Here is a 14634-nt window from a genome sequence, read left to right on the forward strand (position 1 = left end):
CATGAATATCAGCGCGCCCTTTATCCAGCGACCGATTGCCACCACCTTGCTGGCGGTCGGCCTGGCGTTGTTCGGCGGGCTGGCCTTCCTGTCGCTGCCGGTGGCGCCGTTGCCGGAAGTCGACTTCCCGACCATCAGCGTCCGTGCCTCGCTGCCCGGGGCCGATCCGAATACGGTGGCCACTTCGGTGGCGACCCCGCTGGAACGGCAGTTCGGGCAGATCGCCGGGGTGACCCAGATGACCTCGTCGAGCAACCTCGGCTCGACCCGCATCAACCTGCAATTCGACCTGAGCCGCGATATCGACGGGGCCGCCCGCGACGTCCAGGCCGCCATCAATGCCGCGCGCAGCAGCCTGCCCAGCGATCTGTCGGGGAATCCGACCTATCGCAAGGTCAATCCGGCCGACTCGCCGATCATGATCGTCAGCCTGACCTCCGACAGTGCGACCCCGGGCCAGATGTATGACGTGGCCTCGACCCTGCTGGAGCAGAAACTGCTGCAGACCAGCGGCGTCGGCGACGTCACCGTCGGTGGCGGGGCGCTGCCGGCGGTGCGCATCGAACTCAACCCGGACCGCCTCAACCATTACGGCGTCAGCCTGGAGCAGGTGCGCGGGGCGATCACGGCGTCAAACTCGAACCTGCCCAAGGGCGCGCTGGACATCGGCAACCAGTCCTATGGCATCGGCGCCAACGACATGCTGTTCAAGCCCGAGGACTACGCGCCGCTGGTGGTCAGGCAGAACAACGGCGACGTGGTGCATATCGCCGACCTCGGTTATGTCCACGAGGACGTCGAGGACCTGCGCAACTTCGGCCTGTCCAACGGCCGGCCGGCGGTATTGCTGGTGGTGTTCAAGCAGCCGGGGGCCAACGTCATCGAGACGGTGGATGCGGTCAAGGCCGCGCTGCCGTTCCTGCAGGACTCGATCCCGGCCTCGATCCGGCTGAACATCCTGCTGGATCGGACCACCACCATCCGCGCTTCATTGCACGATGTGGAAATCAGCCTGCTGGCCTCGATCTTCCTGGTGACTTTGGTGACCTTCGGTTTCTTTCGCGACTGGCGCAGCACCCTGGTGCCGGCCATTGTCGTGCCGCTGTCGTTGCTCGGCACCTTCGCCGCCATGTATTTCCTCGGCTACAGCCTGAACAACCTGTCGCTGATGGCGCTGACCATTTCCACCGGTTTCGTGGTCGACGATGCGATCGTCATCGTGGAAAACATCATGCGCCACCTGGAACGCGGTGAAAGCCGCCTGCAGGCGGCGCTGACCGGCGCCCGGGAGGTCAGTTTCACGGTGCTGAGCATCAGCGTCTCGCTGATCGCGGTGTTCATCCCGTTGCTGATGATGGGCGGGATTGTCGGCCGCCTGTTCCGCGAGTTTTCCATCACGCTGTCGGTGGCGATCCTGATTTCCATGCTGATCTCCCTGACCGTGACGCCGATGCTGTCCAGTGTGCTGCTGCGACCGAAACAGGCCTCGGACGCCCGACATGACTACCCGGATTCGGGTTTCCACCGCTTCTACAGCCGGACCCTGGGCTGGGTGGTCGGGCATTCGGCCCTGATGGGCGCGCTGACGGTGCTGGTGATCGTCCTCGCGGGCGTGCTCTACGTGCTGGTGCCCAAGGGCTTCTTTCCCCAGGAAGACACCGGACGCCTGCAAGGCAGCATCATTGCTCCCCAGAGCATTTCCTACGATGCGATGCAGGCGGCCTTCAGCAAGATCAACCAGACCGCCTCGCACAACCCGAACGTGCAGACCGTCGGCGGTTTTATCGGTGGCGGTGGCGGCGGTGGCGGGGCGATCAACAGCGGCCAGCTGTTTATCGCGCTCAAGCCGGTCGGCGAGCGCCAGGACCGCGCCGACCAGGTCATCGCGCAGATTCGCAAGGCCCTCGGCGACCTGCCGGGCACCCGCCTGTACCTGCAATCGGCCCAGGACATCACCGTCGGTGGCCGGCAGAGCGGGGCGCAGTACCAGTACACCCTGACCGCCGATGACCAGGAAAGCCTCGACGAGTGGGTGCCCAAGGTCGTCGCGGTGCTGCACACCTTGCCGCAACTGACCGATATCAACACCGACCAGCAGGACAACAGCCTGCTGGCGAATATCCATATCAACCGCGATACCGCGGCGCGGCTGGGGGTCAATATCAGCAATATCGACCAGACCCTCTACGACGCCTTCGGCCAGCGCCAGGTCTCGACCATCTACAAGGCAGCCAACCAGTATCATGTGGTGATGGAAGTGGCGCCGCCATACTGGACCGATCCACAGGCACTCAAGTCGATCTATGTACCGACCGGGCCGGCGAGCAGCGGCAAGAGCGTCACGGCGACACCGCTGGCCAGCGTCAGCCCGACCCTGGTGCCGCTGTCGGCGCTGGCGGATACCGGTATCCAGCGCACGGCGATTTCCATTGCCCACCAGGGCACTTTCCCGGCGGTGACGGCCTCGTTCAACCTGGCTCCCGGCGTTTCCATCGGCGAGGCCACCGCCCTGGTGGAGAACGCCGTGGCGCAACTGCGCATGCCCGCCAGCGTGGTCGGCCAGTTCGCCGGCACGGCCCAGGTGTTCCAGTCGTCGGTGGCCAGCGAGCCGTTGCTGATCGTCGCGGCGTTGCTGTCGGTGTACATCGTGCTGGGCATCCTCTACGAGAACCTGATGCATCCGCTGACCATTCTCTCGACCCTGCCTTCGGCCGGCGTCGGTGCGCTGATCGCCTTGCTGCTGACCGGCACCGAGCTGTCGATCATCGCCCTGGTGGGGGTGATCCTGCTGATCGGCATCGTCAAGAAGAACGCGATCATGATGATCGACTTCGCCATTACCGAGCGGGTCCGGCACGGCCTCAGTGCCCGCGAGGCGATTCACCGGGCATGCCTGATCCGTTTCCGGCCGATCATGATGACCACCCTGGCGGCCATCCTCGGCGCCTTGCCCCTGGTGCTGGGCAGCGGCTACGGCTCGGAACTGCGCCGGCCCCTGGGGATTTCCATTATCGGCGGGTTGCTGCTCAGCCAGTTGCTGACGCTGTACACCACGCCGGTCATCTACCTGTGGCTGGACAACGCTTCCGAGCGGCTGCGCCGGCGCGGCAAGGAGTCTTGAATCATGATGACGGGTCAACGCGCGCCCTGGCTGGTCCTGTTGCTCACCCTGGGCCTGGGAGGTTGCATGGTCGGGCCGGATTACCGGCAACCGCCGATCGAACTGCCGCAGGCTTTCAAGGAAGGCACGCAATGGCAGCGGGCGGCGGCCAATCCCCAGGGTGCGCTGGACAGCCAGTGGTGGCTGGACTATCACGACCCGATGCTCAATGACCTGATGACTCGCGCGGCCAAGGCCAACCAGTCGATTGTCGCCGCCGAGGCGGCCTATCGCCTGGCCCAGGCCCAGGTCGCTTCCAGCCGGGCGGGATTGTGGCCGACCCTCAGTGCCGGGTTGTCCGGTTCCCGTGGGGTGGGCGGCAGTTCAGGCAGCGGAGGTACGTCGGGCGTTTCCAGTGGTGCCGTCGAGCAGAGTGTCAGCGCCACCCTCGGTGCCAGCTGGGAGCCGGACCTGTGGGGCCAGGTACGACGCGGCATCGAATCGAGCCAGGCTTCGGCCCAGGCGTCCGATGCGCAACTGGCCGGGGTGCGCCTGTCCATCGGCGGCAGTGTCGCCAGCAACTACTTCGGTATCCGCCAACTGGATATCGATATCGGCTTGCTGGAACAGCAGCAACGGATCAACCAGCAGTTGCTGGCGATGATCCAGACCGAATACACCCAGGGCACCGCCTCCAACGACCAGTTGCTGGTGGCCCAGGACCAGCTGACCAGCGTGGTGGCCGCCTTGCAGACCGCGCAGCGCTCCCGCGAACAGTTCGAACACGCCCTGGCGGTGCTGGTGGGCGTGGCGCCGGCGCAGTTCAGCCTGGCGCCGCTTGACCGCTTTGCCTTTGCACTGCCGGCAACGCCCCTGAGCCTGCCCTCCGGGCTGTTGCAGCGGCGCCCGGATGTGGTGGCCGCCGAGCGCGCGGCGGCCGCGGCCAACGCGAAGATCGGTGTCGCCGAGGCGGCGTTCTATCCCAATCTCGACCTGACGGCCCAGGTCGGCTTCCGCGGCAGCGCCCTGGGCGGTCTGTTTTCCGTGCCGAACCGGATCTGGAGCGTCGGCCCGGCCCTGGCCGAAACCCTGTTCGACGGCGGTGCGCGCCAGGCCGCCGTGAGCGAGGCCGAGGCCGGCTACGACCAGGAAGTCGCCAACTATCGCGGCACGGTGCTGGGTGCCCTGCAGAATGTCGAGGACAACCTCTCGACGCTCAACCACCTGCAGACCCAGGCCGAGGCCTACCAGCAGATCTACCAGCGCAACCGGCAACTGTTCGGCAGCCAGCAGGCGCAACAGAAGGCCGGCACCGTCAGCCTGCAAGGCGTGCTGACCCAGCAGTTGATCCTGTTGCAGACCGAACAGACCTGGCGCGATACCCAGGGCCAGTTGACCCAGGGCAGCGTCGCGCTGATCCAGAGCCTGGGCGGTGGCTGGCAGGAGAAATGAGCGGCCGGGGTGGGCGGCGTTGAGGTAATATCGCGCCTCGAAACGGCGCCCGAATGCGCCCGACAAAGGACTGTATGCCTGTCACGTCGTATTTTCGCTGGCTGATTGTCTGCCTGGTGCCGGGACTGCTGGTCGGCTGCCAGCCCGAGCCGCCAGCGCCCCTCGACCAGCAACTGTATGTCTGGCAACGCCAGTGGCGGCCTGCCCACGAGCAAGCCCTGGCCCAGAGCCGGGCGGACTTCTCGACCCTGCGGGTGCTGGCGTTGCAGGCCCAGCCCCAGGCCGGGTGGAGCAGGGCACGGGTCAACCTCGCGCAGCTCAAGGCCGATGGCCGTCCGGTGATCGCGGTGGTGCGCCTTGACGGCCAGTTACCGAGCCTCGATGCGGACATGGCGCGCACGCAGATCGCGCAACTGCTGGCTGACTGGCAGGCCGCCGGCGTGCTGCCGGCGGGTCTGGAAATCGACCACGACAGCGGCAGTGCGCGCCTGCCGGGATATACCGACTTCCTGCTGAAGCTGCGCGGCCAGCTGCCGCCTTCGTTGAAACTGAGCATCACCGCCTTGCCGGCCTGGCTCGACAGTCCGCAACTGCCGGCCTTGTTGCAGGCGGTCGACAGCAGTGTGTTGCAGGTTCACGCCGTCAGTAACCCACGCCTGGGCCTGTTCAATGCCGGGCAGGCCAGGGACTGGGCCGAGCGTTGGGGGCGGATCAGCGACAAACCCTTCTACCTGGCGCTGCCGGCCTATGGCGTGGCCCTGTTGCCGGATACCGGAGGCGCGCCCGTGGTGGAAAGCGAAGCGCCGCTGAACCGTGGCGGCGAGCGCCGCGAGCTGTTGGCCGATCCACGGCAACTGGCGACCCTGGCCGGGCAATTGCGGGAAAAGCCACCCGCGCACCTGGCCGGGCTGATCTGGTTTCGCCTGCCGCTGCCCGGCGATCGTCGCGCCTGGAGCCTCGGCACCTTGCGGGCGGTGGCGCGCGGTGAGGCCCTGGAAAGTCAGTGGCGGGTTGAACTGTCCGCCCGTGACGGCCTCTACGACATACGCCTGGACAACGTCGGCAATCTCGACCGGGCGCTACCCGAGCGCGTCGAACTGACGGCCGAGCAATGTGATGGCGCCGACGGGCTCAACGGCTATACCTTGCAGCAAACGCCACGACATCTGGTTTTTACCCGCCGGTCCAGCGCGCGCATTGCCGCTGGCGGCCAACGCGTGCTCGGTTGGGCGCGCTGTACCCGAATCGATCAAGGAGCTTGGAATGTCTACCCGTAACTGGCCCCGGCACCTGCTGTGCCTGTCCCTCAGCCTGCCGCTCGGATCGGCGCTGGCCTGCGGTCCGGACTTCCCGTTGCGTCTGCTCGACGACCGCGCGCAATCCCTGGCGGAACTGCCGGAAACCAACTTCGCCTTTGAAGTGAACCGCCTCGGCCAGGCCATTGCCGGCCTCAAGACCGTCACCGATGCCACGCTGAGTCCCTACTGGGACAGTGACGACAACACCCGGCCCTATCGCGAGCAGCGCGACAAGGTCGAGGCCGGCGAGCTGCCGGAGAACCTGCGGGCCAAGGTGGCGCAACTGCGCACCTTGCCGGATCCGCAGCAGGTGGAGGCCCAGGGGGCGGACCTGCCTGACGAGTTGCGCCTGTACATCGCCGGCGCGGTGGCCTTCGACGCCGGCAACCAGGCCCTGGCGGCGGAGTATTTCCGCAAGGTCCTCGCGCTGCCGGCCGAACAGCGCAAACTGCGCAGCACCTGGGCGGCCTATTCCCTGGGCCGCGCCCTGGTGGCCCTCGGCACCGAGGCCAGTGCCGACCCCGAGGCGAGCGCTTCCGTGTTGCAGGCCCAGGCGCGGCTGGCCTTCCAGCAGGCGCGGCAATTGAGTGCCGGGGATTTCAGCGATCCCCTGGAACTGGGTGTCGCCAGCCTCGGCGAGGAAGCCCGGCTGGCCAAGCTCAACGGTGACTGGGACAGCGCCGTGCAGCTGTACGCCAGCCAGAGCCGCCTGGGTTCCGGTTCGGGCTATACCTCGCTCAAGCAGGTGGCCGCGGAACTGGTCGCGCTGCCGGACGAGCAGTTGCAGGCGCAATTGAAGCATCCGACGGTGCAGAAGCTGTTCACCGCCTATTTGTTGAGTCGCGTCGGCTGGTTCTTCGACGAGCAGCCGGCGCAGGAGCAACGCCTGACCCAGTTGCTGCTGGCGAGTGTCGGCGACAGTTTCGACAATGCCGATCGCCTGGCGGCCCTGAGTTACCAGAAAGGCGACTTCGTCGCCGCCAAGGCCTACCTGGAGCATGCCGGTGATGGCGGCCTGGCCTGGTGGGTAAGGGCCAAGCTGGCCTTGCGCGAGGGTGACAAGGTCCAGGCAGCGGCCGCCTATGCCAAGGCCGCGGCGGCCTTTCCCAAGGACGAGGTCTGGGGGCCACGACGCAACGCCGACTGGTCCTTCGAAAGCGTCCAGCCCGGCTGCCGGGTTGAGGGCGAAAGCGCGATCCTGGCCCTGGATCGCGGTGACTACCTGCAGGCCTTCGACCAGCTCTACCGTAGCCAGGACATCTACTGGCCCGATGCGGCCACGGTGGCCGAGCGGGTCTTGACCCTCGATGAGCTCAAGGGTTATGTCGATGCCCATGTACCGGCACCGCCGCCGGCCAAGGCCGAAGACAAGGACAATTATGTCCGTCGCCCGGTGGCGGCGCAGTTGCGTGAACTGCTGGGACGACGGTTGTTGCGTGAAGGTCGCTACGCCGAGGCGCCGGCCTATTTCGACAGCCCGGAACTGCAGGCCGCTGCCCAGGCCTATGGCAAGGACCGCCAGGACGCCGCATCGCGCTGGACCGCCACCGGGAGGGCCGAATCGCTGTTCGCCGCGGCGAGCCTGGCGCGCAAGTCGGGGATGGAAATCCTCGGTTACGAGATGTCGCCGGACTATCGCTGGCTGGGTGGTGGCTACAGCCTGGGCACCGTGGAGGTGAAGCCGGGACCGTTCCTGGAAGCGGCCGAGGTGCAGCGCCAGCAGGGCAGTGAGGCCAGGCCCAACCAGCGTTATCACTATCGCTGGATCGCAGCCGACCTGGCGAACCAGGCCGCCGACCAGTTGCCCCGCAGCAGCCAGGCCTTTGCCGCGGTGCTCTGCAAGGCCGCCGGCTGGGTCGCCGGTAGCGACGAGGAAATCCGCTACTACCAGCGTTATGTCGAGCAGGGAGCGTATGTCAGCTGGGCGGCGAATTTCGGCCAACAGTGCCAGGAACCGAAGTTCGACAAGGCCAACAAGCGCTACCTGACCCAGCCATTGAACAGCGTGCGTTCGGCCCTGCGCCCCTACAAGGCGGTGTTGCTGGTGGCCGCCCTGGTGGCGCTGGGCGGTGTGGCGTGGCTGTGGATTCGTCGCCGCAAGGCCGCGCGGTGAGGCAATCGGCTCCGGGGCGTGCTATTGCTTAAAGGTAACGCCCCGAACAGCCATCAGCCGCAGAGGTGACGATATGCCGGTTAAGCACGATTTGTTCGCAGACCTGAAATTGACCCGGGAGCAGGTCAAGGAGCGCAGGGCGCAGGACAACAAGCTCAATCAGCTACTCAACGACTATGAAGACATCGACAAACGGGTACTGGCAGCCGAATCGGCCCTGGCGGCGGATGATGAACTGAAGAAACTCAAGGAGAAGCGCCTGCTGGTGAAGGACAAGATCGTGCGGCAACTAGCCCCTCAATAACCCCCGAATGATCGTTCCCACGCTCCCGCGTGGGAACGCCTCACTGGACGCTCCGCGTCCGCTCTACAAGTGACGCGGAGCGTCACGGGCTGCATTCCCACGCTGAGCGTGGGAACGATCAAATAACCCTCAAATGATCGTTCCCATGCTCCCGCGTGGGAACGCCTCACTGGACGCTCCGCGTCCGCTCTACAAGTGACGTGGAGCGTCACGGGCTGCATTCCCACGCTGAGCGTGGGAACGATCAAATAACCCTCAAATGATCGTTCCCATGCTCCCGCGTGGGAACGCCTCACTGGACGCTCCGCGTCCGCTCTACAAGTGACGTGGAGCGTCACGGGCTGCATTCCCACGTGGTGCGTGGGAACGATCAAAACCTTCGACATCAGTTATCGGCGCCGACGGTGTGGCAGGTATCATGTTGCGCATGAAACTCGTAATCCTTTCAACGGAGGCTCAATGCGCTCGATGATGTCGTCCACCGCCGAGGCGCCGATCAAGCCCAAGGTCATGCTGATCACCATGTTCGCGCCCGAGGCCCAGACCTGGATCGAGCGCCTGGCGCTGGATCGTGAAATCCCGGTACCGGGGCTCAGCGCGCAATACCCGAACATCCTCTGCAACGACCGGGATACCTGCCTGCTGGTGACCGGCATGGGCCAGACGAATGCCGCGGCGTCGGTGCTGGCCCTGGCGCTGTCGACACAGTTCGACCTGCGCCAGACCTATTTCCTGGTCGCCGGCATCGCCGGGATCAATCCGCACCGCGGCACCCTCGGCACAGCCGCCTGGGCGCGCTACCTGGTGGAGTTCGGCACCCAGTGGGGGCTAGACTCGCGGGATGCGCCGGAGCATTGGCCGACCGGCTATATCGGCATCAACACCCAGGGGCCGGACGAGAAACCGCCGCTGGACTACCAGACCGAAGTCTTCGAACTCAATCCGGCGTTGCAGGCCAGGGCGTTCGCCTTGTCCCGGCATGTGGTGCTGAGCGAGAGCGAGGAGTCGGCGGCATGGCGGGCGAAGTACCCATGGGCGCCGGCCAACCAGCCACCGGTGGTGACCCGTGGCGATACCGCGTCGAGCAGCACCTGGTTCTCCGGGACACGCCTGGGCGAGCGGGCGGAAACCTGGACCCGGTTGCTGACCGACAACCAGGGCAGCTACTTCACCACCCAGCAGGAAGACAACTCCACCTACGAAGCCCTGCTGCGGGCGTCCCGGGCCGGACGGGTGGATATCAACCGCCTGGCGGTGGTGCGGGCGGGGTCGAACTTCGACCGGGGCTACCCGGGTTACAGCGACGTCGACAACCTGCTCAAGTACGCCGAGCAGGGTGGTTTTGCCCCGGCCCTGGAAAACCTCTACCGCGCGGGCAACCCGCTGGTGCAGGCGATCCTCGGCAACTGGCCGGAGTGGGAGAAGGGTGTTCCCGAATCCTGAATTACCTTTTGTTGCGTTTGGAAGGCCCTCTTCGCGGGCAAGCCCGCTCCCACCCTGTAGGAGCGGGCTTGCCCGCGAAGGCGTCGCCTACATCGATATAGGTTTCCTGTATAACCATACAGTGCGTTATAGTGATGACTTCCTGTTCCGCCTGAGCGAAGGTCTTGTCTTCTCCACCACCGATTGCGCCCGCCAGCCCACTGGCCGAGGTCAACCCTCCGGTCACGCTGTACCTGGCACGGCTGGCGCCTTCCAGTCGGCAGACCATGCGTTATGTGCTGCAGGATGCGGCGGATCGCCTGGGCCTGGACGATACGCCGATCGACGAGATTCCCTGGCATCAACTGCAACCGGCGCATATCACCGCGCTGGTGGCGGCCTTGCGCGAAGACGGCTTTGCTCCCAATACCTCGTCGCTGTACGTCAACGCCATCCGCGGGGTGATGAACCAGGCCTGGCAGCAGGACCTGATCACCCCCGAGCAACTGATGAAAATCCGTGCGGTCAAGGCGGCTGGTGGTTCGCGCCTGAGCCCGGGGCGTAATCTGCGACGCACACTGATCCGCGACCTGATGGAGGTCTGCGCCGCCGATCCACGACCCCAGGGCCTGCGCGACGCGGCGATCATCGCGATCCTCTATGGCACCGGCATGCGCAAATCCGAATCGGTGAATATCGAACTGCACCAGGTCGATATGGCCGAGCGCAGCCTGCGGGTCATGGGCAAGGGCAACCGGGAACTGATCAAGTTCGCCCCGGCCTGGGCTTTCGACAAGCTCGACACCTGGCTGAAGTTTCGCCGCGAGCAATTGCCTGACGGGGTCGCCGACGATGGCTTCCTGTTCAACCGCATCCGCCGCGGCCATCACATCACCCGTGAACGCCTGAGCAAACATGCGATCTATTTCATTGCCAAACAGCGCGGGCGGCAGGTGGGCGTCGAGATCATGCCCCATGACTTCCGGCGTTCCTTCATCACCCGGGTGATCGAGGAGCATGACGTGTCGATTGCCCAGAAACTGGCGCATCACGCCAATATCGCCACCACGGCGGGCTACGACATGCGTGACGACAACGAACGGCGCAATGTCACCGACCGCTTCCTGCTGTGAAGAACCTCCGGCAGCAGTGTTAAGCTCCGGCGCTCCCGCAGACCGATTAGCCGAAAGGACGGAACATGTTCAGACCCCTGGCCCTTGCATTGCTGCTGACCTGCTCCCTGGCACAGGCGCAACCCGCGCTGCTCGCGGATATGCCGCTGACCTACCTCGAACAGGCCAGCCCCGATACCCACGACCAGCCGCTGGTGATTTTCCTCCATGGCTACGGCAGCAACGAAGAGGACCTGTTCGGCATCAAGGACGACCTGCCGGCCAACTACACCGTGCTGTCGGTGCGCGGCCGCCTGGAGCTGGATCTGGGCAGCTACCAGTGGTTTCACAAGCGTACCGACGTGGCGCAGTACGACGGCAACAGCGAAGACCTGAAACTCAGTGCCGAGGCCGTGACCGACTTTATCCGGCGGGTCACCGAGAAGTATCACACCCAGCCGGACAAGGTATTCCTGGTGGGCTTCAGCCAGGGCGCGATGATGACCTACGAGGTCGCACTGCGGCATCCCGAAGTGCTGCGCGGTATCGCCGCGTTGAGCGGGCGGGTGTTGCCGGTGGTCAGGACCCAGGTCGGGTCAGCGTCGAGCTACCGGCCCCTGAGCGTGTTTATCGGCCACGGCACCGCCGATCCTCAGGTTCCCTACGCCGGCGCGACCGACGCCCTGGCGTTCCTCAAGGGCCTGTCCATCGAGCCGCAGTTTCATTCCTATCCGGGCGTCGGGCATACCATCAGCGGTCCCGAGGTCAAGGACCTGGCGAACTGGATCAGTGCCTCGCTGAAACCCTGAGCTGGAGAGGACCACCGATCGTTCCCACGCCCTGCGTGGGCATTCAGCCCGTGACGCTCTGCCGGAGCGTGGGAACGATCAAGTCAGCGCGGGAACGATCGGCCTTCGACTGCACTTGCGCAAACGCCCGGGGTCAGATGTCGCATTGGTCGGATAAACCTCCGGCCGCCACGCCGTCAAAGACCTCGGGAGAAACGATGAGCCAGGCTGTCCTCGCCACCGAAACCAACCGCCGCCAACTGCAGCAGATCATCGCCGGGCTGTCCGACGGAGTGATCCTGATCGAGGTCGACCAGAGCATTCTCTGGGCCAATGAGGCCGCCCTGGCCATGCACGGCGTCAATGAAGTCGGCGAGCTGGGGGCGAATGCCGCGCAGTACCGCGAACGCTTCGCCCTGCGTTACCGCAACCACCATTCCCTGGACGCCGACAGCTATCCCATTGCCCGGGTTGCCAACGGCGAGACCTTCAGCGATGTGCTGGTCGAAGTGACGCCCAAGGCCGATCCGGAGCGCACCTGGGTCCATGACATCCGCAGCATGATCCTCACCGATCGCAATGGCGAACCGGAATCCCTGGTGCTGATCATCAGTGACGCGACCGAACTGGCCAGCGCCGAGCAGCGCTTCGAAAAGGCTTTCGGCGCCAACCCGGCGCCGGCGGTGATCTGCCGTCTCAGCGACCTGCGCTATATCAAGGTCAACCAGGGTTTCCTCGAGATGACCGGCTATACCCGCGAACAGGTGATCGGGCGTTCGGTCTACGAGCTGGATGTTCTCGAGAATGCCGAGCGCCGCGAACTGGCGATCCAGCGGCTGGGGGAGGGCGCGACCATCCCGCAGATGCAGGCCGAATTGAAGCTGGCGGAGGGCGGCAGCAAGCTGGTGATCGTCGCCGGCCAGCCGCTGGATATCAACGAGCAGGACTGCATGCTGTTCTCCTTCATGGACCTGGAGCCGCGGCGCAAGATCGAAATCGCCCTGCGCCAGAGCGAAGAGCGCTTTGCCAAGGCGTTTCGCCTGACACCGGTGCCGACCCTGGTCTGTGTCGCCGCCAGCCGGCAACTGCTGGACGTCAACGAGGCCTTCCTCAACACCTGTGGCTACCTGGCCCCGGAGCTGTTGGGGCAGACAGTCGAAGAGGCCGGTTTTTTCGAGGACGACAAGGTCTGTGAGCGGGTATTTGCCGCCCTGGCGTCAGCCGGCACCCTGGAGAACCTCGACCTGAAGATCCGCCGCAAGGACCATGAACTGATCGATTGCGCCCTGTCTGCCGACAGCGTGCTGATCCAGGACGTGCCGTGCTATCTGCTGGTGCTGATGAATATCACCGAGCGCAAGCGCTCCGAACTGGAGCTGGTGGCGGCCATCGAGGCGGCGATGCAGGATGCGTCCTGGTTCAGCCAGAAACTGATCGAGAAGCTGGCGACGGTCAAGAACGTCAGCCTGCCGAACCTGCCGGGTGTTGCCTTTACCGACCTCACGCCCCGCGAGCGCGATGTGCTGGAACTGATCTGCGAAGGCCTGGCCGACAAGGAAATCGCCGCGCGCCTGAAACTGGCGCCCAATACCGTGCGCAATCATGTGGCGACGGTGTATTCCAAGCTTGCCGTGCACAGCCGCAGCGAGGCGATTGTCTGGGCTCGCGAGCGTGGACTGTTCGTCAACCGGTCGAAGGGCTGAGGGGTGCAAATGCACCAGTGCCACCAGTGCATATTCGGGTTTATTCCGGCGCCCCGGTGTTCCTAGCATGGTGTCCTGACGAAGTGGGCGGGTCGCCCGCTTCGCAGCCAACCCTGGTACAGGACATCGCCGGTGTTTTCTCTGATGGATCTACGCGCTCTGATCGAAAGGGGCTTTGCGCCCCTGGCCTGTGAGTGCGTGCTGGATGACGCCTCGCTGAGCGTCCGGGTCTATGACCGCGAAACCGGTCGGGTCGACCTGATGGTGGCGGGCATTGCCCTCAGCGATCTGCAACAGCGCGAAGACGTATTGCGCCTGATTGACGAGCTGCGCGATGAACTGGCGTGCAACGCCTTGTCCCGCTCTGCGGCAAATCCCGGCTAGGACCGCTGGCCCGTGGCAACAGGTGGCTGATCCCAATAGGGCGTTGGTCCGAATCGCTCGACAAAGAAATCGATCACCGTCCGTACCTTCAATGACAGGCGCCGGCTGCCCGGCCAGAGCGCCGCGATCTGTTGCTGTTCAAGGCTGGTGGCCACCTGGAAGTCGCCCATGACCTGCAGCAGCGTGCCCTTGTGCAGGGCTTCGCCGATCAGCCAGGAGGGGAACATCACCAGGCCCATGCCCAGTTCGGCGGCTTCGGTCAGGGTCTCGGCGTGGTTGCCGGTGAGGCGGCCCTTGACCGAATAGGGCGTCCAGTTGTCCGTTCCCTGGCGGAAGAACCAGCGCTGCAGGCCATGGTCGCCCTTGTAGACCAGGCAATGATGACCGGCGAGCTCATCGGGATGCCGGGGCGTGCCGTGCCGCGCCAGGTACGCCGGGCTCGCGGCCAGGCGGTAGTGCTGGGGCGCGAGGATCCGCGCCTGCATGCTCGAATCATTCATCACACCGACGCGAAACAGCAGGTCGGCGCCGGCCTGCAAGGGGTCGACATAGCTGTCGGTCTGCTGCAGGTCGAGTTCCAGTTTCGGATAACGCTCGCACAACTGCCCGAGCCAGGGCGACAGATGACGTTGGCCGAACACCACCGGGGCATTGATCCGTACCAGTCCGCTGGGCTCGCTGTCCTGCTCCTGCAGGGCTTGCTCGGCTTCCTCCAGCTGGTCTAGTACCCGCCGGGCGTGATGGGCCAGCAGCCGCCCGGCGTCGGTGGCCGTCACGGCGCGGGTATGGCGGTAGAGCAGTTGCTGGTGCAGCGCCTGCTCCATCAGCTGGATCTGCCGGGAGACGGAGGAGGGGGCGATGCCCTCGCGCCGGGCGACCTCGGAAAAACTGCCCTGGTCGAGTACCGCCACGAACAGGCGCAGGGCCTTGAAACCCAATTCGTTGAAGCCTTGCATAG

Annotated in this window: 11 protein-coding genes; 10 read left to right on the forward strand and 1 reads right to left on the reverse strand. The window is 65.2% G+C overall.

Features of this window, described 5'->3' with window-relative positions; all coding sequences use genetic code 11:
* The first annotated feature begins 1 nt into the window (after position 1).
* From KI243_RS15715 to KI243_RS15760, 10 genes are all read left to right on the forward strand, one after another.
* A complete protein-coding gene (locus tag KI243_RS15715; RefSeq protein ID WP_212811126.1) occupies positions 2–3121 on the forward strand; it encodes an efflux RND transporter permease subunit in 3120 nt (1039 codons plus the stop codon).
* Between the two features lie 3 nt (positions 3122–3124).
* Complete coding sequence (locus KI243_RS15720; protein ID WP_244861874.1) at positions 3125–4552, forward strand: efflux transporter outer membrane subunit; 1428 nt, start codon at positions 3125–3127, stop codon at positions 4550–4552.
* Between the two features lie 74 nt (positions 4553–4626).
* The gene (locus KI243_RS15725; protein ID WP_177118659.1) at positions 4627–5829 is read left to right on the forward strand and encodes a DUF3142 domain-containing protein; all 1203 of its coding nucleotides are present in this window, start codon (positions 4627–4629) and stop codon (positions 5827–5829) included.
* On the forward strand, positions 5816–7963 hold the full coding sequence (locus KI243_RS15730; protein ID WP_212811127.1) for a hypothetical protein: 2148 nt from the start codon (positions 5816–5818) through the stop codon (positions 7961–7963). Before KI243_RS15725 ends, KI243_RS15730 begins: the two co-directional genes overlap by 14 nt.
* Before the next feature lie 73 nt (positions 7964–8036).
* Positions 8037–8267 (forward strand): DUF465 domain-containing protein, encoded by a 231-nt coding sequence (locus KI243_RS15735; protein ID WP_017127230.1) that lies wholly within the window; start codon positions 8037–8039, stop codon positions 8265–8267.
* Between the two features lie 459 nt (positions 8268–8726).
* Positions 8727–9710, forward strand: a complete 984-nt coding sequence (locus KI243_RS15740) for a purine nucleoside permease (RefSeq protein WP_177082410.1) — start codon at positions 8727–8729, stop codon at positions 9708–9710.
* A gap of 266 nt (positions 9711–9976) precedes the next feature.
* The gene (locus tag KI243_RS15745) at positions 9977–10822 is read left to right on the forward strand and encodes a tyrosine-type recombinase/integrase (RefSeq protein WP_343054675.1); all 846 of its coding nucleotides are present in this window, start codon (positions 9977–9979) and stop codon (positions 10820–10822) included.
* Positions 10823–10887: 65 nt separating this feature from the next.
* Positions 10888–11610, forward strand: a complete 723-nt coding sequence (locus tag KI243_RS15750; RefSeq protein ID WP_017124138.1) for an alpha/beta fold hydrolase — start codon at positions 10888–10890, stop codon at positions 11608–11610.
* A gap of 197 nt (positions 11611–11807) precedes the next feature.
* Positions 11808–13292 (forward strand): helix-turn-helix transcriptional regulator, encoded by a 1485-nt coding sequence (locus tag KI243_RS15755; RefSeq protein ID WP_178990683.1) that lies wholly within the window; start codon positions 11808–11810, stop codon positions 13290–13292.
* A 144-nt stretch (positions 13293–13436) separates the two neighbouring features.
* A complete protein-coding gene (locus tag KI243_RS15760; RefSeq protein ID WP_017124140.1) occupies positions 13437–13676 on the forward strand; it encodes a DUF1652 domain-containing protein in 240 nt (79 codons plus the stop codon).
* On the opposite strand, the gene KI243_RS15765 is transcribed toward KI243_RS15760, so the two are convergent.
* Positions 13673–14632, reverse strand: a complete 960-nt coding sequence (locus KI243_RS15765; RefSeq protein ID WP_017124141.1) for a LysR family transcriptional regulator — start codon at positions 14630–14632, stop codon at positions 13673–13675. The genes KI243_RS15760 and KI243_RS15765 overlap by 4 nt on opposite strands.
* Positions 14633–14634: the final 2 nt, after the last annotated feature.

It is taken from the genome of Pseudomonas sp. Ost2, from assembly GCF_018326065.1.
In the GTDB taxonomy this organism is placed as follows: Bacteria; Pseudomonadota; Gammaproteobacteria; order Pseudomonadales; family Pseudomonadaceae; genus Aquipseudomonas; species Aquipseudomonas gingeri.

What these genes read in the sequence shown, in the direction of transcription:
- KI243_RS15715 (WP_212811126.1), top strand. Translation starts at nt 2, where the DNA reads ATGAATATCAGCGCGCCCTTTATCCAGCGACCGATTGCCACCACCTTG.
- KI243_RS15720 (WP_244861874.1), top strand. Translation starts at nt 3,125, where the DNA reads ATGATGACGGGTCAACGCGCGCCCTGGCTGGTCCTGTTGCTCACCCTG.
- KI243_RS15725 (WP_177118659.1), top strand. Translation starts at nt 4,627, where the DNA reads ATGCCTGTCACGTCGTATTTTCGCTGGCTGATTGTCTGCCTGGTGCCG.
- KI243_RS15730 (WP_212811127.1), top strand. Translation starts at nt 5,816, where the DNA reads ATGTCTACCCGTAACTGGCCCCGGCACCTGCTGTGCCTGTCCCTCAGC.
- KI243_RS15735 (WP_017127230.1), top strand. Translation starts at nt 8,037, where the DNA reads ATGCCGGTTAAGCACGATTTGTTCGCAGACCTGAAATTGACCCGGGAG.
- KI243_RS15740 (WP_177082410.1), top strand. Translation starts at nt 8,727, where the DNA reads ATGCGCTCGATGATGTCGTCCACCGCCGAGGCGCCGATCAAGCCCAAG.
- KI243_RS15745 (WP_343054675.1), top strand. Translation starts at nt 9,977, where the DNA reads ATGCGTTATGTGCTGCAGGATGCGGCGGATCGCCTGGGCCTGGACGAT.
- KI243_RS15750 (WP_017124138.1), top strand. Translation starts at nt 10,888, where the DNA reads ATGTTCAGACCCCTGGCCCTTGCATTGCTGCTGACCTGCTCCCTGGCA.
- KI243_RS15755 (WP_178990683.1), top strand. Translation starts at nt 11,808, where the DNA reads ATGAGCCAGGCTGTCCTCGCCACCGAAACCAACCGCCGCCAACTGCAG.
- KI243_RS15760 (WP_017124140.1), top strand. Translation starts at nt 13,437, where the DNA reads ATGGATCTACGCGCTCTGATCGAAAGGGGCTTTGCGCCCCTGGCCTGT.
- KI243_RS15765 (WP_017124141.1), bottom strand. Translation starts at nt 14,632, where the DNA reads ATGCAAGGCTTCAACGAATTGGGTTTCAAGGCCCTGCGCCTGTTCGTG.